Origin of the sequence: Litorilinea aerophila, assembly GCF_006569185.2 — a bacterium.
Classification (GTDB): Bacteria; Chloroflexota; Anaerolineae; order Caldilineales; family Caldilineaceae; genus Litorilinea; species Litorilinea aerophila.
In genome coordinates this window covers 307124-330230 of record NZ_VIGC02000001.1, presented here as the reverse complement: position 1 = coordinate 330230, position 23107 = coordinate 307124, and the positions used below count along the sequence as shown (strand labels likewise).

The 23107-nt window shown below is 65.3% G+C and carries 19 protein-coding genes and 1 tRNA gene; 6 read left to right on the top strand and 14 right to left on the bottom strand.

Going from position 1 to position 23107, the window contains the following annotated elements:
• Positions 1-4: 4 nt before the first annotated feature.
• Positions 5-1045, top strand: coding sequence for an ABC transporter permease (locus tag FKZ61_RS01275; protein WP_211358348.1), 1041 nt, complete (start codon positions 5-7; stop codon positions 1043-1045).
• A gap of 21 nt (positions 1046-1066) precedes the next feature.
• Here the strand turns inward: FKZ61_RS01275 and FKZ61_RS01270 are convergent.
• Positions 1067-1139, bottom strand: a tRNA-Arg gene (locus tag FKZ61_RS01270).
• An 89-nt stretch (positions 1140-1228) separates the two neighbouring features.
• The gene (locus tag FKZ61_RS01265; RefSeq protein ID WP_141608246.1) at positions 1229-2638 is read right to left on the bottom strand and encodes a MazG family protein; all 1410 of its coding nucleotides are present in this window, start codon (positions 2636-2638) and stop codon (positions 1229-1231) included.
• Between the two features lie 534 nt (positions 2639-3172).
• On the opposite strand from FKZ61_RS01265, the gene FKZ61_RS01260 reads away from it, so the two are divergent.
• Entirely contained in the window at positions 3173-3976 is an 804-nt protein-coding gene (locus FKZ61_RS01260) for a glycosyltransferase family 2 protein (RefSeq protein ID WP_170199046.1), read from the top strand.
• Between the two features lie 24 nt (positions 3977-4000).
• On the top strand, positions 4001-6292 hold the full coding sequence (locus FKZ61_RS01255) for a glycosyltransferase family 39 protein (protein ID WP_170199044.1): 2292 nt from the start codon (positions 4001-4003) through the stop codon (positions 6290-6292).
• A gap of 5 nt (positions 6293-6297) precedes the next feature.
• On the opposite strand, the gene FKZ61_RS01250 is transcribed toward FKZ61_RS01255, so the two are convergent.
• Positions 6298-6705 carry a hypothetical protein gene (locus tag FKZ61_RS01250; protein ID WP_141608243.1) on the bottom strand — a complete coding sequence of 136 codons (408 nt, stop codon included), beginning with the start codon at positions 6703-6705 and terminating at the stop codon, positions 6298-6300.
• 379 nt (positions 6706-7084) lie between these two features.
• Here FKZ61_RS01250 and FKZ61_RS24215 point away from each other — a divergent pair, with 379 nt between their 5' ends.
• From FKZ61_RS24215 to FKZ61_RS01235, 3 genes are all read left to right on the top strand, one after another.
• On the top strand, positions 7085-7987 hold the full coding sequence (locus FKZ61_RS24215; protein ID WP_141608242.1) for a DMT family transporter: 903 nt from the start codon (positions 7085-7087) through the stop codon (positions 7985-7987).
• Entirely contained in the window at positions 7984-9312 is a 1329-nt protein-coding gene (lysA, locus tag FKZ61_RS01240; protein ID WP_141608241.1) for a diaminopimelate decarboxylase, read from the top strand. The genes FKZ61_RS24215 and lysA overlap by 4 nt, the downstream gene beginning before the upstream one ends.
• A gap of 145 nt (positions 9313-9457) precedes the next feature.
• Positions 9458-10195, top strand: a complete 738-nt coding sequence (locus tag FKZ61_RS01235) for an IS1096 element passenger TnpR family protein (RefSeq protein ID WP_170199042.1) — start codon at positions 9458-9460, stop codon at positions 10193-10195.
• A gap of 165 nt (positions 10196-10360) precedes the next feature.
• Here FKZ61_RS01235 and FKZ61_RS01230 read toward each other — a convergent pair whose 3' ends face one another.
• From FKZ61_RS01230 to FKZ61_RS01180, 11 genes are all read right to left on the bottom strand, one after another.
• Positions 10361-10648 (bottom strand): hypothetical protein, encoded by a 288-nt coding sequence (locus FKZ61_RS01230; RefSeq protein ID WP_141608239.1) that lies wholly within the window; start codon positions 10646-10648, stop codon positions 10361-10363.
• Between the two features lie 455 nt (positions 10649-11103).
• Complete coding sequence (locus FKZ61_RS01225; protein ID WP_141608238.1) at positions 11104-12591, bottom strand: rhamnulokinase; 1488 nt, start codon at positions 12589-12591, stop codon at positions 11104-11106.
• Positions 12592-12633: 42 nt separating this feature from the next.
• Positions 12634-13449, bottom strand: coding sequence for a DeoR/GlpR family DNA-binding transcription regulator (locus FKZ61_RS01220; protein WP_170199040.1), 816 nt, complete (start codon positions 13447-13449; stop codon positions 12634-12636).
• 23 nt (positions 13450-13472) lie between these two features.
• Entirely contained in the window at positions 13473-14252 is a 780-nt protein-coding gene (locus FKZ61_RS01215) for a class II aldolase/adducin family protein (RefSeq protein ID WP_141608236.1), read from the bottom strand.
• Between the two features lie 2 nt (positions 14253-14254).
• On the bottom strand, positions 14255-15547 hold the full coding sequence (locus FKZ61_RS01210) for a mannitol dehydrogenase family protein (protein ID WP_141608235.1): 1293 nt from the start codon (positions 15545-15547) through the stop codon (positions 14255-14257).
• 24 nt (positions 15548-15571) lie between these two features.
• Entirely contained in the window at positions 15572-16366 is a 795-nt protein-coding gene (gene srlD, locus FKZ61_RS01205) for a sorbitol-6-phosphate dehydrogenase (RefSeq protein ID WP_141608234.1), read from the bottom strand.
• Between the two features lie 9 nt (positions 16367-16375).
• The gene (locus tag FKZ61_RS01200; protein ID WP_141608233.1) at positions 16376-18064 is read right to left on the bottom strand and encodes a zinc-binding dehydrogenase; all 1689 of its coding nucleotides are present in this window, start codon (positions 18062-18064) and stop codon (positions 16376-16378) included.
• Positions 18065-18131: 67 nt separating this feature from the next.
• Positions 18132-19484 (bottom strand): PHP domain-containing protein, encoded by a 1353-nt coding sequence (locus tag FKZ61_RS01195; RefSeq protein ID WP_141608232.1) that lies wholly within the window; start codon positions 19482-19484, stop codon positions 18132-18134.
• 43 nt (positions 19485-19527) lie between these two features.
• Positions 19528-20772, bottom strand: coding sequence for an L-rhamnose isomerase (rhaI, locus tag FKZ61_RS01190; RefSeq protein ID WP_141608231.1), 1245 nt, complete (start codon positions 20770-20772; stop codon positions 19528-19530).
• A gap of 61 nt (positions 20773-20833) precedes the next feature.
• Positions 20834-22003, bottom strand: coding sequence for an autoinducer 2 ABC transporter substrate-binding protein (locus tag FKZ61_RS01185; RefSeq protein ID WP_141608230.1), 1170 nt, complete (start codon positions 22001-22003; stop codon positions 20834-20836).
• Positions 22004-22102: 99 nt separating this feature from the next.
• Positions 22103-23107 carry an ABC transporter permease gene (locus FKZ61_RS01180; protein ID WP_211358347.1) on the bottom strand — a complete coding sequence of 335 codons (1005 nt, stop codon included), beginning with the start codon at positions 23105-23107 and terminating at the stop codon, positions 22103-22105.

Sequence of the window (23107 nt, the reverse complement as noted above, 5' to 3'; positions counted from 1 at the left end):
TCTTTTGGCTGTCGCAGAACAGAGCTTAAAACCGAACGTGGCTGCGCTGCAGGGCAAGTCCCGCAGCCCATGGAGCGATGCCTGGCGCAGCCTTCTCCATAACCGGGCGGCCACCATCGCAGGGGCCTTCATCATCCTGTTGACCCTGCTGGCCCTGCTGGCCGACTACATCAACCCCTACACCCTGCAAGGCTTCAGCGCCGAGCTGGCCCGCACCAACCAGCCCGCCTACGCCAAACAGACCCTGCAGGACAACAACGCGCCACCGGGCGCGCTTTCCAAGAACCCGAACCTGGAAGGATTTGTCTACGTCCTGGGGGCTGACCAGCTGGGCCGGGATCTTCTGACCCGCACCTTGTATGGGACCCGCATCTCCCTGGCGGTGGCTGTGGTGGCTGCCACGGTGAGCCTGGTCATCGGCCTCACCTACGGCCTCATCTCTGGCTATGCCGGGGGACGCATCGACGAATTGATGATGCGCATCGTGGACTTTCTCTACGGTCTGCCCATCATCATCGTCGTGATCCTGATGCAGGTCTACTTCAAGGCGGTGGCCCGCCGTGGGGATGCCACGGGCTTCGTGGGCTTTATCCTGGACATCAACCAGGCCCTGGGCGGGTTGCTCTTCGTCTTCATCGCCATCGGCGCGCTGAACTGGATCGGCATGGCCCGGATCGCCCGGGGGCAGACCCTGGCCTACAAGGAAAAGGAATTTGTGGAAGCAGCCCGGGCCATCGGCGACCGGCCGCACCACATCCTTTTCCGCCACCTCCTGCCCAACATTTTGGGTCCCTGTATCGTCCAGGAAACCCTGCAGATCCCGGGCTACATTCTGACCGAGGCGTTTCTGAGCTTCATTGGCCTGGGCGTGGACGCGCCCACACCTAGCTGGGGCATCATGCTCAACGAGGGGTATCAGTCCATCCGCTCGTCACCCCACATCACCTTTGTGCCGGCGGTGGCGCTGACGCTGACGGTCCTGGCTTTTAACTTCCTGGGAGATGGGCTGCGGGATGCGTTCGATCCCCGACAGCGGAGTGAATGAGGCAGAAGCCTCGTGACTGAGCACGCCCGGAGGGATTCGAACCCCCGACACCTGGTTCCGAAGACCAGTGCTCTATCCGCTGAGCTACGGGCGCATAGATGATCAGCCTCAAGTGTAGCACCATTGGCTTTTTTCGTCCAGAAAAATGGGCGGCTGGATACATTCCGTGTAGGTCCAGTTCCGTCAGCTTCCATGGCGCTGGCGGAACTGGACCAGGTAGGTGCGCAGGGCATCCTCTGGGTTGATGCCATGTTGGCGGGCAAAGGCCACCAGCGCCCACAGCCGCTCGCCCACCGCCTGGGCGTCGGGATTGGGGCTGAAGAGGGCTGCCACTTCGGATGCCACCGTGTCCGGGGCCAGTAGCCCGGCCCGCTCGGCCCGGGACTGGAGCTTGCGGGCCTTTTCCAGGGCGGGCAGGTGGGCCGGGATGCCGTCCAGGGGCCCGCTGCGGATTTCGCCCCTGGCGGCCCGCTCCGCCGCCTTGATCTGCTCCCAGTTGGTCAACACCTGATCCACCGCATCCACCCCGGCGTCGCCCAGGACGGTGTCGCCGAAGACGTGGGGATGGCGGCGAATCAGCTTCTCCAGCAGGGGACGGATCACGTCGGCCATCTTAAAGCGGCCCTCCTCTGTAGCGATCTGCACCATCATGGTGGCCACCAGCAGCACATCGCCCAACTCCTCGGCGATATGGGCGCCATTCTCCTCGCCCGCTGCCTCCATGTCGATGGCCTCCAATACCTCGGCACATTCCCCCAACAGGTCCTGGCGCAGGCTCTCCAGGGTCTGTTCCTGATCCCAGGGGCAGCCCTCCGGCGCCCGCAGGTGGGCCACGATCTCCTGCAGGGCGGTAAAACTCCCGTGATGGAGAGGCGGCAGGTAGAGGCTGGTCAGATGGTCGAAATCCTCGTGCTGGTCCAGGGCATGGAGGGGCATGGTGGCGGTCCGCTGCTCCCGGGTGCCGGCCCGGTAGATCAGGGTCACCGGATGATCGTCGGGGTAGGCATTCATCAGGGTCAGCTTCACGTCGGAAGCCAGCCAGCGGGCATAGATCTGCCCCACCAGGAGCGGCAGGCCTACCTCCACCTGGGGATGGTGCTGCCGGGCCAAGATCATGGCATCCACCACCTGGCCGCCATCCATGATGTCCACGCCGACGGCCGCCAGGGAGGGGACGACGAAACTTTCCGCGCCCAGAACCTGGACCGAGCGTCCCTGTTCCTGGGCCGCAGCCAGAATGCGGGGCGTGGTGGCTTCACCAACCCAGGGATGGCCCGGCACCGCGTAGACCACGCGCTCGCCCGGACGGGCTGCGGACAGCACCCGTTCCACGATGGCCGAGTAAATGTCCGCAAAGTCCTCGTGGGTCTCGTAGAGGTCGTCGCAGCTTTCCAAAGAAAAGTGGGCTGCCAGGAAATCGACACAGGGATGCTGACGGGTCCGCAGCAGGATCCGGGCGGCCTGCTGCAGGGCCTGCCACCCTGCCAGGGTGAGACCACCTGGATCACCGGGGCCCAGCCCCAGGATGGTGATCTCAGCCTGGGTGAATTCCGGCAACGCCGGGCCAGTTGGTGAGGTGAATGGTGACGGCATTGACTGCTCCTTTCCGCCTGTACTAGGATCTCCCTGAATTTTTACCCCATCCCCAGCCCTTTGCCAATTTCCAGCCTTAGCCAGGTCCGCTTTCCCCTTCCACTCCCTTTGCAGATCCGAGCCACAGATTTCGCGGCTGGCGACAGCGGGCCTCCGTGCCCGCCTGCTGTCGCTGTCGATCCAGCTACCCACGGCGGGCCAGAGACCCGCCCTACACACGTATTGCACCCAATCCGGACAGGTGAGGGACGGCGACGCCTGCGCAGTATGTAGGGGCGAATCATGATTCGCCTTGCCTACGACAGGGTACCGGTTTCGTAGGGGCGGGCCGCCGTGCCCGCCCGCTGTCGCCAGCCGCGAAAGGACCCGGTTTGTAGGTCCTTGCTATCTGTGAAATCTGTGTCATATGAGACAGTCCGGCCCCGTGGAATTTGGACATTCCATCAATTGCCAGTACTCTACTACGGCAGCGGCGCGCTGTCGCCGGGACGTATCCCGATGGAAGATGAACAGACAAGTGAGTGGCGGACTGACGTGACAACCCGGTTGCCCCAGTGGTATCATCAGGCCACCCGGCCCCGAGAAGTGCAGCGTATCGGGCCGGACGGCAAACACTACACCATTTCAGTCATCGTGCCCACCCGCAATGAAGCGGCCAACCTCCTGCCGGTGCTGGTGCGGGCAGCCCCCCACGCCGACGAGCTGCTGGTGGTGGACGGCCACAGCAGCGATGGAACCCGGGAAATCGCCCAGGCCTGCGGCGCCCGGGTCATCCTGGACGACGGACGGGGCAAAGGGGCGGCCATCCGCTGTGGCATTCGGGAAGCCCGGGGAGATATCCTGGTCTTCATGGACGCGGACGGCTCCCACAACCCGGATGACATTCCAGCCCTGATCCAGCCCATTGTCGAAGGCCGGGCCGACCACGTCTCTGGCTCACGCATGCTGGGCGGCAGCGATGAACTTCACGCCACTATCCACCAATTTGTCCGCCTCTTTGGCAGCCAGGTCATCACCCTGAGCATCAACTACACCCAGAACGTGCGCCTGACCGACTGTCAGAACGGGTTTCGGGCCCTGCGCCGGGAAGTCGCCCTGGACCTGGATCTGCAGGAGGACATCACCACCATCGAGCAGGAGATGATCATCAAAACCCTGCGCCGGGGCTATCGCCTGGTGGAGGTGGCCACCCACGAGTATGTGCGCGCCAACGGCGAATCCAACTTCCGGGTCATCGACGTGTGGCAGCGCTATCTCTACAGCCTGTTCTACTACCTCTTCGTGTGGCGTCCGCCCAAGCACAACGGACGGGCACCCGCGCCCCGCTCCCAGCCATAAACCACCATGGCCGGTTCCCAATCCATGCGTCCAACCATGCCGCCCACGCCACCCCAATCTGGCCGGGGGATCGGTGTGCTCCTGGCGATCTTTGTGCTGCTGGCCGGCTGGACCAGTGTGGTGGTTCCCCCCTTTGAGACGCCAGATGAGATCTGGCATTTCGCCTTCATCCACCACCTGGCCACTGGCCAGGGGCTGCCCGTTTCCGAGCCCAACACCCAGGCCCTCTGGCGACAACAGGGCGTCCAGGCGCCGGGGTACTACCTGGTGGCCGCGGCCTTGACCAGTTGGATAGACCAGAGCGACTTCCCCGCGATCTATCGGCGGGCCAATCCCCACGCCGCCATCGGCCGGCCGGACGCAGAGGCCAATCGCAATTACCTGATTCACCACCGGGATGAGGAATGGCCCTGGCGAGGGGCCATCCTGGCCCTGCATCTGGCTCGATTTTTCTCGGTGGCCCTGGGCGCGGTCACCATATGGGCCGTCTATCGAACCCTTGCCCTGCTCCTGGATGGCCGGCAGGCTCTGTTGGGTGCCGCCCTGGTGGCTTTCATCCCCCAGTTTGTTTTCATCAGCGCCGCTGCCAGCAACGACGGGGCCGTTAACGCGCTGGCAGCCCTGGTCCTTTGGCGGCTGACCAGCCTCATCATCGCTCCCATTCCCGGCGGAGAAAGGGCCATCCCCCGTCGAGAGCTGGCCGTCCTGGGCGTTCTGCTGGGGCTGGCCGTGCTCAGCAAGTTGAGCGTGTTGGGCCTGTTGGGGTTGACGGCCCTGGCCGTGATCGGCCTGAGCTGGCGGGCGCGCTCCTGGCGTCTCTTTTGGGAAGGCGCCTGGTGGACGGCGGCGCCAGCCCTGGCCATCGGCGGCTGGTGGTATGTGCGCAACTGGCAACTCTACGGCGATCCCCTGGCCTGGAACATTTGGCAGGCCAACATCCTGCTCCGGGTGGAGCCGGCCGACTGGCGCACCATCTTCGGGGAGCTGGAAAGCCTGGAACGTTCCTTCTGGGGCCTGTTCGGCTGGTTCAATGTCCCCTACCCGGCGCCGGTCTATCTGCTGTTCCGAGGGCTGGAACTGCTGATCGCTGGTGGACTCCTGTGGGCGGCTATCGGGCGCTGGCGACGGGGCATCCGGCTAAGGGAGCGGGATTGGGCCATGCTCCTGCTGGGGCTGTGGGGGGTGGTACTCCTGATCTCCTGGCTGCGCTTCATGCGCATTGCGCCAGCGGCCCAGGGGCGGTACTTCTTTCCCGCAGCGCCGACCCTGGCCCTGGGCATGGTCATCGGTCTGGGACGCTGGCCGCTCCCGGGACTGGGCTGGGGAGTGGCGACGCTCCTGGCCGGCTTGAGCCTGCTCACGCCGCCACTGGTCATCGCGCCGGCCTACCGGCCGCCTCCTGCCCAGGCGCACCTGGCCGCAGAGTTGACGCCCATCACGGCACGGCTGGGGGATGCCTTCATCGTACAGGGCGTGGCCACCCAGCCCGACCGGCTCCTGCCGGGCCAGACCGCGACGGTGACCGTGGCGTGGAAGGCCCGCCAGGTCCCCGCCGAGGATTACTCCATTTTTGTTCATCTGGTGGATGAGGACGGCCTGATCGTGGCCCAGTATGACACCATGCCCGGCGGCGGCCTCTACCCCACCAGCCAGTGGCATCCAGGGGAACTCCGGGTGGAGCGATACCTGGTCCGGATCCCCCCCACGGCCTACACGCCCAACCAGGCCCACTGGGCCATCGGCATGTACCTTCCGGGGGATTCGGCCACGGGCGTCACAGCCGGCCATCGTCTGCCAGTGCAGGTGGAGGCCGCTTCACCCGACCTGCAGGCGACAGCCGTTGATGATGCGCTCCGTTTTGGCCGGGTGGAAATCGCCACGCCGCCTGGCCTCACGCCCAATCCCCTGGAGATTGCCTTCGATGACAACATCACCCTGGCGGGCTACACCCTATCCCGGCGTCGCCTGCGCCCTGGTGAGCCCCTGACCGTGACCCTGTACTGGCGGGCCCGGGGGCCCATCCACGGCGACTACACCACCTTCGTCCATCTGCTGGATGTCGGCGGCCAGATGCACGGCGGCCACGACGGCCGTCCGGTGTCCCCCACCCAGGCGTGGTCGCCGGGCCAGGTGGTGGAGGATATCCATGAGCTGGTGGTCTCTCCCCAGGCGCCGCCCGGCATCTACCAGTTGGAGCTGGGCCTGTACACCTGGCCGGATCTGGACCGCCTTTCTTTGCTGGCCAGTCCTGGGGCCGAAGGGGCCGACCGCTTCCTGCTGGGCCCCATCCAGGTGGAAGAAGCCCGAAGGGATTAGCTTTTCTATCGCCCCCGGCTCTGCAGGAAGGCCTCCAGAAGCCCCACCAGGAGAAATGTCACCAGGACGAAAACCACGTCCAGAAACTGGAAGAAGGCCAGGAGGGCCAGCGCCAAAACGGCCACGGCCAGCAACACGCCCTGACGCAACGCCACGCCCGGTGCCGGCCTGGCACGCCTGCTGCGGACGCCGGCCAGGGTGGGCCAGCGGCTGTGGAGCGCCAGCGCGATGAGGCTGGCCAGGCCGCCACTGAGCAGAAAAAGGCCCAGGAAGAAGAGGGTCACAGCCGGGATATTCAAGCGATTGTCGGCCAGGGTAGGCGGCACCGACCCCAGCAGATAGGCGAGCAGGCTGCCGCCGACCATCAAAGCCAGGGCCGCCCAGGCCACAGCAGCCAGACGCGAAGGAACCATGCCCCCAGTGTATCACCGGTGTTCCCATGGACCAAGCAGAGAGCTCACTTTGGAGGCGTACTGCCTGTTGGAGCCCACAGCGGCGAGTCAGCTTTGCGCCGCCGTCCGCCGGTAGCGGGGACGTATGGTATAATCCCTTCTGGCTGGCGCTCTCCGCGCGTTCTGGCGTAGCTTCGATGGCCCCGAATGGCAGAGGGAATGGGAGCGTCCGGCCGTTCCAATTGACCATTCACAGAGGAGTTTTCAGGCAACCATGAGTCCCAAAAAACGTTACAGCCGCAACGAAAAGATCTTTTACGCGTTGAGCCTGCTGATCGTCATCAGCATGGTGCTCAGCCTCATCTACGTGGCCATCACCCCCGGCAGCTTCTAAACCGTCGTGGGCACGCGACTTTCCGGCATCCAATCCCAGCGTGGCCACCGGGCTCTCACCGCCGACGAGCGGCAGGGCATCCTCTACGTGGTCATCGCCGTCTTCTTCTTCAGCACCAGCCCGGTGTTGGTCCGCTGGGCGGCGGCCAGCCTGAGCAGCTATGAGATCACGGCTGGCCGCATGCTCTGCGCAGGCGGGGTGGTGTTGCTGTTGGCCTGGCGCCTCCGCCAGCGGTTGCCCGGCCGCCAGGACTGGCCCCGCTTCGCCGGGTACGGCCTGATCGCCGCGCTGCACTTTGGCTTTTACATTGCCTCCCTGGAATACACCACCATCGCCCACAGCCTGGCCATCGTCTACACGGCGCCCATCTTTGTAGCCCTCTTTTCCTGGCTCTTTCTCAACGAACGCCTCAACCGGCGCCAATGGGGCGGGACGTTGCTCACCGTGGCAGGTGTGGCCTTTCTGACCGGCTTCGAGCCCACCTTCGATCGCCGCATGTGGATCGGCGATCTGCTGGCCCTGGGCAGCGCCATCTGCTTCGGGCTATACAGCGTGGCCGGCCGCAGCCAGCGGGATCGCTATCCCCTCTTTGCCTATGCCGGCACGGTCTACGCCCTGGCCGGACTGTGGTTGCTGCCGGCGGCCACCCTCCACTTCACGCCCGGTGGCTATACCTGGCAGGCGGTGGCCAGTGTGGTGGCCCTGGGCCTCTTCCCCCTGGGGCTGGGCCATACCCTGTACAACGCGGCCCTGCGTCGAGTGCCGGCCACGGCCGCCAACCTCATCGCCACCCAGGAGGTCACCGGCGGGATCTTGCTGGGCGTTCTCCTGCTCCACGAGATCCCCAGCATGACGAGCATCTTGGGCGTGCTGATCACCCTGGCGGGCATTGTGCTGGTGATCCTATGAACCACCGACGCCTGGAGCTTTTTCCGGAAACGACCACGGTCATCACCCCGGACGATGGCCTGCCCACCCTGGCCGTCGCCGGCTGTAATCTGGCAGAGCTGGCCGACCGCTACGGCACACCCCTCTACGTGTTGGACCAGACCACCATGGATCGAGCGGCCGCCGCTTATGGGGCAGCCCTGAAGGCCCACTACCCCGGCCCCAGCGGCATCACCTTTGCCGGAAAGGCGTTGCTCTGCCTGGCGGTGGCCCAGTGGGTGCAGCGCCAGGGCCTCTGGCTGGATTGTACGGGCGCGGGCGAGTTACACATCGCCGGGGCGGCCGGCGTGGCACGGGAGCGTCTGCTGGTTCACGGCGTCAACAAGAGCCAGGAGGACCTGGCCATGGCCCTGGCCCGGGCGGGTGTGGTGGTGGTGGACAACCTGACCGAGCTGACCCGCATTGTCACCCTGGCCCGGCAGGCTACGTCCCCCCTGCCCGACCTGTGGCTGCGGGTTCGCCCGGGCGTGGCGGTGGAGACCCATGCCTATCGCCAGACCGGACAGGAAGACAGCAAATTTGGCATGGACGGCGATGAGGTGATGGAGGCGGTGGCGCTGTGCCAGCGCCATGGCCTTCCCCTGACGGGCATCCACTTTCACCAGGGTTCCCAATTCCGGGATCCGGCCCCCATTGGCCCGGCCCTGGAGCGGGTGCTGGATCTGGTGGACCTGCTCCGAGAGCGACAGGGGTGGACGCCCCAGGTGATCTGTCCGGGGGGCGGTTGGGGCGTGGCCTACCACGAGGACGAGCTGCCCCATCCGGCCATCGTTGATTACGTGGCCTTCATCGCCCAGGCGCTGGTCCATGGCTGTCAGAAGCGTTCCCTGCCACTGCCCCGGCTTCACCTGGAGCCAGGCCGCAGTCTGGTGGCCCGGGCCGGCGTGGCCGTCTATCGGGTGGGAACGGTCAAGCGAACGGCCCACCGCCGCTGGCTGCTCCTGGACGGCGGCATGGCCGACAATCCCCGGCCCGCCCTTTACGGCGCGCGCTACTCGGCGCTGCCGGTCCAGGAGCCCTGGCGGCCGCCGGCGGACCTCGCCTGGCTGGCCGGCCCCTATTGCGAGAGCGGGGATGTCCTGATTGAAGGCTTGCCCCTGCCAGAGCTGGCCCCGGGCGAGCTGGTGGCGGTGCCGGTCAGCGGCGCCTACCACCTGGCCATGGGCAGCAACTACAACGGCGCCCGGCGCCCGGCCGTGGTGTGGGTGCACCAGGGCCAGGCCCATTTGATCCAGCGGCGTGAAAGCCTGGAGGATCTACTCCGCAGGGATCTTCCCCTCCCGTAGACGACTGGGGGAGGGGACAGCCTTGGGAAAAGGGTACTTTGAACGCAAAGGCGCAAGGAGGCAACAGCGGTTGGGGCCGAGTCTTTCCGGGCAGGGCTGGCGAGGAGACAGGCCCACTTGTTCCCAAATGATGAGGAGGGAATATATGGCAACCCGATCCCGCACCATTTCCTATGGCAAATGCTTCCTATGCGGCAAACCATTTGCCAAAAACACCATCTCCCGCCATTTGAAGAAGTGTGTCCACGAGCATGACAGCAGCCCGGACCGCCCGGTACGTCTCTTCCATCTTTCCGTCCAGGGGCGCTATGCCCCCGCGTACTGGATGCATCTGGAGATCCCGGCCAGTACGACTCTGGCGAAGCTGGACAACTTCTTACGGGCCACCTGGCTGGAATGCTGCGGCCATTTGAGTGCCTTCACCATCGATAACGTCTCCTATGAATTGGACACCGGCATGGTGGATGCCATGTGGAAGGACATCTTTGGCGCCGCCCGCCCCACCGCAAGCATGAAAACCAGGCTGGACAGGGTGCTCTCGGTGGGCAAGACCTTTCTCTATGAATACGACTTCGGCACCACTACAGAACTACAGCTCAAGGTCGTGGGTGAACGGAAGGGCAGCCCGCCCCAGAAAGAGGTGCGGGTGTTGGCCCGCAATTATGCGCCGGTCTACCCCTGCATCAAGTGCCAGCAGCCGGGAAGGTGGTTGAACGTCTGGAGTGGAGGATACGAGACCTACTGCGATACCCATGCAAAGAAGCACAAAGATTGGGACGAGGCTTTTCTACCGGTGGTCAACTCACCCCGGGTGGGGGAGTGTGGTTACATCGGCCCTCGGGACGAGTCGCTCTTGTTTGAAGAGATCGCACCTGAACGCTGAGGATACGTCCGGCATTTACATTTAAAGGTTTGAGGGAGAGCCCCAGGATCCCATCTGAAGAGAGGCAGCATCCATGGATGCCCGCCCTGGGGCAAAATGGGGTGGGATATGAAATGACAAGAGGAGAGCCGGTCCTGGACATCCCTGGACCGGCCGGGCAGATCTTTACTTGGTCACGATGCGGTCATCGTTGACCCGTAACAGCTCCCGAACCACGTCGTCGATGCGCCGTTTGTACCGCAGGAGCTCCCGGCGACACTCCACTTCGGCCGGTGTTTCGGCCTTGAAGGAGCGCAGCGCCTCTTCCAACTCCGTATCAATGACCAGCTTGTGGCGGTTGATGGGATTGCCGCGCAAATACTCGCGCATTTGGTTGGCAATGACCGTGTCGTAGTGAATCAAATCGTTGTGCAAATCGACCAGGCGATCCGATGCGATGGCAGGCACCGGCATGGACCGCAATGTTTCCCAGGCTCGGTTTAGCTTACGTCGATACACGTTTCTCTAATCCAGTGGTTGCTGATCCAGTGGTATGACAACCCCGAGTCAATCCTGACAAAAATCCATCGATAGTCTCGGCTGGGGAGAAAGCTGCTGGATTTCTGCCAGGGTACTTACGCCAGAGTGTGCGAGGCATCAACGACGGATGGGCCTTGGCGTGAGTGTAAAGCAGTCGGCCTTGCGAAGAGCTCCTCTTTTAAAGTGCCAGACAAATTCTGCATCGGACGGATCAACACCAACGTCCGAAAGCACTTTCATGAAACAGCCTTCGACCTTCATTATAACAGGCGAGGGCCCCAACCTTAAAATGGCCGGGGCCCTCGAAAGCGCCCTTGACATTCAACTACAGATGACACAGATAGGGGCGAAAAAATCTGTGTTCATCTGTGAAACCCATGGCTCCCCATTCACGCCCCTTCTGCCAGCTGCAAGAAACGACCGAAGGCCTCCTCCCAGCCGGCGACCGGCCCCGGCTCGAAGCGTTCCTGGGCCACCGAGGCCGCAATGGCGCTCCGCCCTTCGGCCACGTTGGCCAGGTGACCGGCGGCGATGGCCTGGACCATAACGTTGCCCAACGCCGTGGCCTCCACCGGCCCCGTCACCACCGGCCGCTGGCAGGCATCCGCGGCAAACTGGCTGAGCAGCCGGTTCTGGCTGCCGCCTCCCACGATGCGTACTACCTCCAGACGACGTCCCGTCAACTGCTCCAGGGCGTCCAACACCCAGCGATAGCGCAGGGCCAGGCTTTCCAGGCAACAGCGCACCACGCTGCCCACATCCTCGGGTACCGGCTGCCCGCTGCGCCGGCAGTAGCGCCGGATGGCCTCCACCATGTTGTCCGGGTTCAGGAAGTCGGGCGCATCCGGATCCACCAGGGAGCGGAAGGGGGGCGCCTGTTCGGCCAGGGCCAGGAGCTCCTCCCAACTGTACTCCCGGCCTTCCCGCTGCCACTGACGGCGACACTCCTGCAACAGCCACAGGCCGGCGATATTCTTGAGCAGGCGGATGGTGCCAGCCACGCCGCCCTCGTTGGTGAAGTTGAGCGCCCGGGCGGTGGGGGTGATGATGGGCTCTGGGATCTCCACCCCCATCAGGCTCCAGGTGCCGCTGCTGATGTAGACGCTGCGCTCGTCCAGGCCGGGGATGGCCGCCACCGCGCTGGCCGTGTCGTGGCTGCCGGGCGCAATGACCGGCACCGGTCCCTGCAGGCCTGTCTCTGCCAGCACGTCCGGCACCACCGAACCCAGCACGGTACCCGGCTCTACGATGGGGGGCAGGATCTGGGTGGGCAGGCGCAGCCGCGCGGCCAGCCCGGTGGCCCAACGCCGCTCCACCGCGTGGAGGAGCTGGCTGGTGGAGGCGATGGTGTACTCGGCCACCCGCTCTCCCGTCAGCCAGTAGTGGAACAGATCCGGCATCATCAGGAGGGTCTCCGCCTGGTCCAGCAGAGGGTCCCCGTGGTGCCGCATGCTGAAGAGCTGGAAGAGGGTGTTGATCTGCATGAACTGGATGCCGGTCTGCTGGAAAATTTCGTCGCTGGGGACCGTGGCGAAGGCCACTTCGGGGATGCCGTTGGTGCGGGCATCCCGGTAGTGGACCGGATTGCCCAGCAGATGGCCGTGGGCATCCAACAGCGCGAAGTCCACGCCCCAGGTGTCGATCCCCACGCCGGCCGGCGCCTCATGGAAGCGGGCGGCATAGCGGGCCAGACCCTGCTGGATCTCCTGCCATAGGCCCAGGGCATTCCAGTACTGGCGGCCTCGAACCTGAACCGGCCCGTTGGCGAAGCGATGTAACTCCTGCAGGTGAAATCGGCGGCCATCCCATTCGGCCAGCAAGACCCGTCCGTTGGATGCACCCAGATCTACAGCCAGAAATTTCGCCGTCGCAGCCATGTCTCCTTCTCGCTTTCTGTGTTGCACAGGGTGCGTGCCCTGCTACACCAGTTCCAGGGGAATGCCGGCCGCCTCCAGCGCGGCCTGATCCTCCGGGGCCAGTCCACTGTCCACCAGCAGGCAATCGATCTCCTCCGGCAGGACCGAACTGGCGATATAGACGTTGCCGAATTTGGAGTGATCCACCAGGGCGATCACCTTCTGCGCGGCCTGGGCCATGGCCCGTTTCAACTGGGCCTCCCGCAGGTCCGACTCCATCAACCCGTGCTCCAGGGTAAAGCCCCGGCAACTCAAAAAGGCCAGGTCCACATGCAGCCGGCGCAGCAGTTCCGGCGTGAGCAGATCCACCAGGCTGCTGGACTGCCGGCGCAGGATGCCGCCCACCACAATCGTGGTGACATCGGGGGCGAAGCTCAGCTCCAGGGCAGCGTAGAGCCCGTTGGTGACTACGGTCAGCCCCTGCACCTGGCGCAGCAGGCGGGTCATCTGAAAGACGGTGCTGCTGCCATCCAGGAAGATGGTGGCGCCGGGGCGGATGAACTGGGCCGCCCGGGCAGCTATGCGCCGCTTCTCCTCCAGGCAGATCTGCTGGCGGGCAGCAAAACGGAGCTCCAGCTGCCCTCTCCCGGAAAAGACCGCGCCGCCCCGTACCCGGGTCAGGTAGCCCTGGTCCTCCAGTTGCTGCAAATCCTTGCGGATGGTGACATCCGAGACCCCCAGCCGCGCGCTCAGGTCGGCAACGGTCACCTCATCCTGCTGGCGCAGCTCCTGGATGATCCGTTCCCGCCGGGCTTCGCTGGAGAGGGTACCGGCTGAGCCGCCATCCGCCTCATTTTTACTCCGCTGCTGTTCCGCCATGGGCTGTTTCCCCTTCTTGCCCCTCATTGTGCTCCAGAGAGCCCTGTGTTGGTGAGCTGACGACGGCGGTAATGCTCATCCAACCGGTTGTCGATCCGCTCGGCCTGGTGATCCGGCAGGAAATTCGGCCCCCCCAGGGCATAGGTTCCCACGATGATGCGGGCCCATTTGTCGGCCATCAGGGTGATGTTCAGCGCCTCCTGGGCAGTCTGACCCAGGGCCACCAACCCATGGTTGACCATGAGCAGCAGCTTGGGAGGATGCCCATGCTCGTCCTGGTAGCGCCGCAGTTCGGCGCGCACCGCGTGGGCCAGTTGGAACCCCGGGTCCACGTAGGGAACCACGGCCGGGTGGCGGCCACAGACCACGATGCCATCCGGAAAGAGATGGTGCAAAAAGGGCGCAGCGCCCTGCTGGCTACACAGGATCTGGTTGACGGCCACCGCATGGGTATGGGCCACCCAGCGGGCTCCCCCTTCGGCCAGACAGAGGGCATGGAGAAAGGTCTCCACCGAAGGCCGCCGATACTTGGGGTCCACCCGGGCGGCCTGCAGCCCCTCGTTGACGGCCACGTCATCCATCTGGGGCGCATCCAACAGGGACAACACCGCATCCAGTCGCACCCGGCTGAACCCCTCCTCGGTGATGTTGGCCAGCTGGCTGCCAGAAGCTTTCACCCAAAAGGTGCCGTCGCCACAGCTTGCGCCGGTGTTGCCTTCCCCTAGGATCACCAGTTGTCGTTCTTCTCGCCCCAGTTCATGGGAGAGCCAGATCAGTTGTTGCAAAATCGATTCATCCGCCATGATCACCCATTCGCTTCCTCGATTTGAAACATCGTTTCCAGGTCCGAAAAGCCCTGGGCCCGCCAACGGGCCAGTTGCTGTTGTCCTTCCCCAATCAGGTCCAGGATGGGTCGGACCTGATCCGCCGGCGCAACATCCCCCCACAGGGTCGACAGCGCCGTGGCAGCCGCTGCCCCGGGTGCCCACAGGGCCAGGGCGGCGGCCGCGCCCAGGGCATAGCGCCGGGGCATGATGCCGGCGGCCAACGCCCGGCGCATGGTGCCGATCAGCCGGTCGTCCCAGCCCAGCTTGCGGGCCGGATCCCGGGCCACCCGGGCCACACTATCCCGCAGATGGGGGTTCAGGATGCGCTCCAGCAAATCCTCTGTCGCTGCGGCCCAATCGTCCGGCGCCAGAAGCCCCGGCACCGGGCCATGTCGGGCCCGCAGAGCCGGCCCCGACTCATGCAGCAGGGCGGCCCGCAAAAAGGGTACCATGCCAGGCCGTTCCCGCAATTCTGCCATGCGGGTCAGGCCACAGGCGGCGCCGAGATAGGCCGCCAGCGCGTGGACCGCATTGTGGCCGTACAGCTTGGCCTCCTGGTAGGGGATGAGGTTCGCCTGCTCTTCAAATGCCGCCAGCCCCCGCACAAAAGGCTGGCCGTCCCCAAAGTCAACCGGGGAGATGTAGATCCGGTTGAACGCCTCCACCAGGAAAGCCTGCGGGCTGTTGGGCGTGACGGGCGCCAACCCGGCCAGATCCCCGGTGACGCCACACATCTTGCCGATGACCGTGTCCACGAAGCGGACCGGCCGGCAGAGGGCGGCCTGTTCCAGGGGCAACACGGCCGAGCGAACCCGGGCTTCCAACAGGGAGGCCGCCCCTTGGGGGTGGTTCTCCGCGGCGTAGATCACCGCCCGGGGCCCACCCTGCCGCGCCTTGCGTCGCAGGCCCAAGGCCAGCAGTCGATGGGGGCTGGCCGGGCCGGCGCCGGCGTAGTAGGCCACGCCGGGCAACGCGGTGGCCAGCTCTTCCGCCCCGGCGATGGCCTCCACCAGGGCTTCCCGGTGGGCGGGCAGCTGCGGGTTGTAGATCTCCACCGGCCCCACCTGGACCTGCTCGATGCCGTGGGCGTGGGCGATGTTGAGGTGGTAGTATCCACCTGCTTCCCGCACGGCAGCCACCAACTCCGGCCGAATCTCTGCCACCACCAGGCGGCCAAAGGCGCCGGAGGCCCAGGCCTCGTAGAGGAAGAGGCCGGCCTGGATGGCCCCAAAGCCCAAGCCGACGAAGGTTCGGGCACCGCGCAGGGACATGGCACGCCCTCCCGTCTGTGGACCTCAGTGCATCTCCTGGCCACCGGTGACGTTGATGGCCTGGCCGGTCATGTAGCTGGACTGATCCGAGGCCAGGAAGACCACCACGTTGCACACGTCCTGGTAGGTGCAGGGACGCTTCATGGGCACCTGGTCGATGTAGCGCTGGCGCACTTCCTCTTCGCTGATGCCCAGCCGCTCCGCGTACTGCTTGTACAGGGAGTTCACCCATAAGGGCGAATCCAGCAGGTTGCCCGGGCAGACCGCGTTGACCCGCACGCCAAATTCGGCCAGCTCCAGGGCGATGCTCTGGGTCAGGCCGATGCCGCCGAATTTACTGGCGGCGTAGGCCGAGTTCTTGAAGCTGCCCCGCTTGCCGGACTTGGAGTTGATCTGGATGATGACGCCGCTGCGCTGGGCCTTCATGACCCGGGCGGCGTGCTTGGCACAGAGGAAATAGCCCACCAGGTTCACGTCGATCACCTTGCGCCAGCGCTCCAGCTCGAATTCCTCCACCGGGCCGGACAAGACGATGCCCGCGTTGGCCACCAAAATGTCCAGGCGGCCGAATTCCTCCAGCGTGCGGTCGATCATGCGGGCGACCTGCTCCTCATCGGTGACGTCCACGGCCACGGCCAGGGTGCGGCGGTCGGTCTCGGCCTGGATCTGGTCGGCCAGGGCCTGGGCACCTTCCAGGTTCAGGTCGGCCACCACCACGTGCGCGCCCTCCTGGGCCAGGCGCTGGCAGATGGCGGCTCCCAATCCCTGGGCGCCGCCGGTGACTACGGCAATGCGATCAAGTAAAGGTTTCGGATCCATGGACTCCACTCACAGCAATTGGCGGAACAATTCTTCCTCGGCTTTCACAGTCCAGGTTTCGCCTTCGGCCAGCCTGGCATAGACTGTGGGCAGACTCTCCTTCAGGGCAGGCAGGGGCGTCAGGGGCAGGGGCTTGTTCAGGTTGGGATAGATGACCACCTTGCCGGGGAAGCGCCCCTCGGCCACGGCCCGCAGCCCGTCGGCCACCCCCTCCAGCCCGGCAATGGCCGCCACCGCTCCGTTGGGCGAGAGGACCCGGCGCTCGGTCAGATCCAGCATGTGGCGCAGGTCTTCGATGGAGGAGCCGCTGGTTCCGGTGAAACGGACGCCCCGGCGGACGATGTCGTTCATGTCGAAGCGGGCCATGGTGCCCCGGGGCAGGCCGGCGAAGACGTTCATCACGCCGCTATCGGCCAGGTGGGGCATGGCCATTTCAATCGCGGCCACGCTGGGCGCCATGACCACAATATCGTCGAAGCCCTGGCCCTGGGTGTCGGCCCGGAGCTGGTCGGCCAGGGCCTCTTCCGAGCCGAAGCTCTCCTGGGAATGGCAGATCAGGGTCACGCCGGCCTTGTGCGCCGGACCGCGGAACTTTTCTTCCACCGCGCGCAGCCGGGCCAGGTGCAGGTTGGTGGCCACGATGGTGGCCGGGCGTTCGGCTATTTCCAGCGCCCGCTGCAGGTGCATGTGGCCCATGGGGCCGCCGGCGCCTAAAACCCAGAGCCGGCCGCCCGGTTTGAGCTGGGTGCGGATGGGCGTGTAGGCGGCGGAGAGGTCCGGGGTTGGGGTGCCGACCACGGCCAGGTGGTCGTAGTGAAGGCGGCCGATGTCCAGGGAGACAGGCCGGGGGATGGGCTCCGACGCCACCACGTTGAAGACGCCGCCCCGGGCCAGCCGGGCGAAGGCCCGCTCGATCAGCTCCGGATCGGGGCCCAGGACCACAATGTCGTCAAAGGCTTCGGCCGCATCGGCCTCGATGATGGCCACGCCGTTCGCTTCAGCCCACTGGCGCGCCTGCGCGGCGAACTCGGGATCCCGGACGTCCACAGCCACCTGGGCCGGTCGCCAGTCGGCAGCCCGTCCCAGGCGGACTCCGCGCCCGTCGCCCACCAGCCAGACCCGGCCGCCCTCCTGCCATTGGGTGCGGTAGACCACGTTGTAGGAGGCCTCCACGCAGGCCCACGGCTCGTTGAGCGCAGCCTCTGCGTAGCCGGTGGTAGGCTTCACCGGGATCAGGTAGTTGCCGCCGTCGCCGTTGAGCACCCGCTGGTCAATGACGTTGTACTGGGAAAAGCCGCCCTGGATCTCGTAGCCGTAGGCATAGCCCACGCCGTTGACGTAAATGTCGGCCTGGACGATGAAGCGATCCCCCACGTGGTACTCGTCCTGCAACGCCTCGCCCACGCCTACCACGGTCAGGCTGACCTCGTGGCCCAACACCACCGGATCCTCGGCCATGTTGCGGTAGATGCGGGGATGGTTCTGGCCGGCCCGGATCACTTTGATGTCGGAGAAGCAGATGCCGCAGGCGTCGTGGCGTACCAGCAGTTCATCTGGTCCGGGCACGGGCATGGGCACTTCGATCATCTGGCCATTGCGCCCCAGGTTCTCGAAGCCGGCGCCATAGAGGGGCCAGAGACGGTTGCGATCCGGCAGAGGCCCGCTGGCCCGCTTGTATGCGTTCAATTTGTCAGACATTCGCCGTTACTCCTGAAAAGGTTGACTCGTGTTGCCCGAAGCGCCAGATGACGCCGGCGGGTCCAGGTCAGGTGGCCAGCTGCTGCAACAGCTCTCGGGGGGTCATTTCCGGCGTGATCCCTGCCAGCTGGCGTCGTCCGGCCTCGCCAGGCTCGACGGCGCGCCCGACCTGGGTGTAAAAGGCGTTGCGCTCCCGGCGGCCGGGGAGCTGATCCCGGGCCCAGGCACTCTGATAGCCCAGGCCCAGCAGGCGCTGCAGCACCGTGTGGCCATAGATGAAATAGGCGCCGTCCAGGAAGGCCTGGCGCACCGGTGCCAGGGCCGGTGCGTCAAAATCGTCCACCAGCTTTTGGCCGTAGCTATTCATTTCCGTGCCCACGTTTAGGGGCAGATCCATTTCCTGGGCCAGTTCCACCACCCGGTAGAGGTTTTGCACCTTCACCTGGCGTTCGTCCGGATCCGCGATGTTCCAGTTGCGGTCGGGGATGATGTTCAGGGCCACCGCCCCCTTGTCCACCAGCAAGGCCAGGAGCTCGTCCATGCGCTGCTCGCCAGAGGTGGTGCCGTCCAGCCAGGCGGCGCAGGGCAGGGCGTCACAGGCCAGGATCAGCCGGTGGAGCTTGTCGATGGGCGGGAAGGTGTCGTGGCCCGGCTGGACATAGCCGACGCCACCCCGCTTCATGAGTTTGGAGCGGATCTGATTCTGAAAGGCTGGGGCATCTGCCATCAGACGGGCCACTCGTTCGGCAGGCAGATCCAGCCGATCCGCCCAGAAGCGCTGGCGGGCTGCCTCGTCGGGGTAGTGCCGTTCCGCCTGGCGGACATAAGCCACCACGATGTGACGCTCGGTGGCGTTGCCCTTGGGCGTGAGGGGCAGTACATCCCGCTCGTAGTCCACCTGGACCGGATCCAGGTAGGCGTTGACCCGCTGGATGAGGCCCTGGTTACGCTGGGCCGACTGGGTGCGCAGCTCGTCCAGGATGGCCGCGGCTTCCGGAGAGACGTCGGTGGTGGTGAAGCCGATGCCCATGTGGTAGAGGACACCAGGCTCTCCGGGCGAGTTCATCTCATGTTGGGCAAATTCGGGCAGGTAGACCCGGGTTTCGATGCCGGCGCTCCCCCGCACGCCAGTCAGGGCGCAGGCGTCCAGGAATTCATCCACGCCGTCGAGCACGTCGAAGTCCACAATGCCCATCAGCTTGAAGCCCTGCTGGCGGCCCAGCCAGGCCAGGGAAGTGGGCGAGTGGCCGTAGGCGTTGAAGGAGAAAAAGGTGTGGCAGTGCATGTTGGCCACTTCAGCCGGCGGCCGGGGCGGTTGGGGCTGCAGGGCCAGGAGTCGCTCCAGGGCCTGGCGTCGCACGGCCGGATCGAAGTCGTTGAGCTGTTCTTGCAGGAGGTCAAGTTCTGTCGTCTGGGTCATCACCAACCCCTATCGCTAGCTGCACGTTGGAGGCGAGCAGCAGCTACTGATAGCCACCACTGGTGGCTGTAATTCCCCGCTCCTTGCGGATTTTTTCTTCATACCCGCTGGCCCAGTAGGCGGCCAGGGGGTCTACGGGCACGCCCATCTCCTCCCGCACCTGGGCCAGCAGGGGCCGCACATCGGTGCGGTAGGCCTCGGTCAAGAGGTGGTGCGCGGCCAGGACATCGCCGGCGGCCCGGGCTTCGGCCAGTTGCTGTCGGGGCACCAGCTGCGCCTTGGCGTAGGCCTCCTGGCAGTTGAGCACCGACAGGATCATGGGTGCCATCTTTCCTTCCACGTTGTGGGACTGGTCGATCATGTAGGCCACGTTGCGGGCGGTCTCCCGCAGGTGGGGCTCACTGCTCTGCTCCGCATCCACCAGCTCGTTGTAAATCAGGAAGAGCTCGTAGGGGTTGACGCTCCCCACAATCAGGTCGTCGTCCGCGTACTTGCGATTGTTGAAGTGGAAGCCGCCCAGCTTCCCTTCGTCCAGCAAGAAGGCCACGATCTGCTCGATGTTGACGCCCTGGGCGTGGTGGCCCAGATCCACCAACACCTGGGCCTGGTCGCCCAGCTTGAGGGACCAGGCGTAGGCTGTGCCCCAGTCCGGAATGTCGGTGCTGTAGAAGGCGGGCTCGAAAAACTTGTACTCAATGAGCATACGGCCGCCGGCGGGCAGGTGCTGGTACACCGTTTCCAGGGCCTGCTCAAAGCGGCGCTTGCGCTCCCGCAGGCTGTCCTGCCCTGCGTAGTTGGTGCCGTCGGCGAACCAGAGGCTGAGGATGTCGCTGTGGACCTTGGTCATGATCTCACAGCATTCCAGGACGTGGTCCAGCGCCTGCTCCCGGACGGCCGGGTCCGGGTTGCCGAAGGAGCCCAGGCGGTACTCGTCGTCCTGGAAGACGTTGGGGTTGACGGCGCCGATGCGGATGCCCTGCTCTTCCGCGTACTGGCGCATGGCGTCGTAGTCGCCGTCCTCGGGCTTGTCCCAGGGGATGTGGATGGCCACCGTGGGCGCGATGCCGGTCATCTTGTGGACCATGGCGGCGTCATCCAGCTTCTGGCGGGTGGTCACCGCGGCGCCTGGCCAGGGAAAGGCCTTGAAACGGGTACCGCTGTTGGCGTAGCCCCAGCTAGGGGTCTCGATGTGGTGGTTCTTGATGGCCTCTTTGACGCGCTCCACGTCGATGCCCTGGGCCGTGAGCCGCTCGGCCAGCAGCTCGTAGGCAGCATGATGGTCTTGCATAGGGTGCTCTCCTCCTCAGAGCAGCCGGCGGGATCTCCCGCCGGCTGCCGTCCATCGGTGGTTAGAAGTTGAAGTCGTCGATGTTTTCCGCGGTGTAGATGAAGGGATCGCCCAGCAGAATCTGGCTGCCCTGGACCTGCAGGGTGCCCAGGCGGCCGGCCTCGAACTCGGTGTCACCCGGCTTGAGGGTCCCGTCGATCACGGCACGCACGGCGTAGATGGTGGCGTAGCCCAGATCCACCGGGTTCCACAGAACCACATCCTTGACACACCCCTCCTTGACGTAGGAGCGCATGACGTTGGGGGTGCTCAGGCCCACCACCGCCACCTGGCCACATTTCCCCGCCTGCTTGACGGCCTCGGCCGCGCCGGGGAAGGCCACCGAGCTCAGGCCGAAGACACCGGCCAGATCCGGATAGGCCAGCAGCAGGTCATTGGTCACGGAGAAGGCCAGGTTCTGGTCTTCCTCGCTGGGGCGGATGTCCACGAACTCCAGGTTGGGATAGTTGGCATCCCGATACTTGGTCATCTCCTCGATCCAGGCGTTCTGGTTGGGCGCGGTCAGGCTGCTGGTGACGATGGCCACCTGGGCGTCCTCACCCACCTGGGCCACCATGGACTCCACCAGCGCCTTGCCGATGGCCTCGAAGGTGGCCTGGTTCACGAAGAACTGGCGGGCCTGGGGCTCGGCGTCCGCGTCATAGCCGATGACCCGGATACCCTGGGAGAGGGCCTTCTCCAGGACGGGTGCAATGGCGACGGGGTCATTGCTGGCGAAGACGATGGCATCCGCGCCCTGGGTGATGAAGTTCTCGATAAACTCAATCTGGCGGTCCACCCGCCCCTCGGTGGGGCCATCCTGGGTTACGGTGACGTTGCCCAGCTCTTCGGCCGCCTCCTGCATGCCCTTGTAAGTGGCGTTGAAGTAGTCGATGCCGATGAGCTTGGGAATGTCGTAGACCTGGATGGGCTGGCCGGCCAGGTCCGGCGCGTTCACCGTCCAGCCGCCGTCCCAACCTTCCGGCAGCTCCACGTCGGTGACCACAGTGGCCTCTTCCGCGTGCTCCTCGGCGGTCGGTTCAGCGGTGGCCTCCTCGTGGGCTTCCTCGGTGGCGGCCGGTTCCGGCTGGGATGGTGCCGCGCCCGGCTGGGCCGGCGCCGGACAGGCAGTCAGTACCAGGGCCAGTGCCAGAAGCAGGCCCACCAGGGCGTACAGTTTGGTGTGTCGCATTGTTAACCTCCTCGTTGAACTCGTTCACGACAGGCGAAAAATATCCATCAGCGGCAGCGGGCGCCTGCCGAGCAGGCTCGCTGCCAACCGAAGGCATCCCTAACGAGCGTCCCCCTTCTCCCCCCGCAAGACCCGGTTCAGGAAGACGGCCAGGATCAGGGTGGCACCGATGACCACCACGGTGGCATCCCCCCGCACGCCAGCCAGGCTCAGGCCGTTGCGCAAGAGAGCGATGATAACCAGCCCCAGGATGGTGCCCAGGATGGACCCCTGGCCACCATAGATGCTGGTGCCGCCCAGCACCACCGCGGCGATGACATCCAGCTCCAGGCCGGTGCCGGCGTCGGCCCGGGTGGTAGTCACCCGGCTGACGAAGATGAAGGCGGCCAGGCTGGCCATGAAGCCGCTGAAGGTGTAGATGGCCATCAACATCCGGGCCACGGGGATACCGGAAAAGAGGGACGCCTCGGCGTTGTGGCCGATGGCGTAGATGTAGCGTCCCCAGGGCGTGCGGGCCAGAAAAATGGCCACCACCACGGTAAAGAGGATCAGCACCACAAACTGGGTGGGCAGAGGGCCGATGCTGCCCTGGCCGAAGAACTCGAACCAGTCCGGATAGCCGCTGATGGGGCGGGCCTGGCTGATGCCCAGGGCCATGCCCCGGTAGATGGCCAGGGTGGCCAGGGTGGCAATGAGGGGGGGCACCTTGATGTGGGCCACCAGCCAGCCGTTCAACAGGCCGGCCACCACGCCGGTCACCAGGCAGATGACGATGGCCACAGGCAGGGGAAAGCCCCAGACCTGCCAGGCAAATCCCAGCATGACCGCGCTCCAGCCAAAGATGCTCCCCACCGAGAGGTCGATCCCGGCGCTGATGATGATGAGGGTCATGGGCAGGGCCATCAGGCCAATCTCAGCGAAGAACCGGGTCAGGTTGAGGAGATTGCCCGCGGTCAGGAAGCGGTCGCTGAGCCGGGAAAGGACCAGCACAATGACCAGCAGAATGACCAGCAGGATACTCTCCTGGCTGATCCAGGTGCGGGAAAGTTTCCCCGGCCTGGCGGTGGGCAGGGCCGTTTCGGCCATGGCAGGTTCTTTGACCAT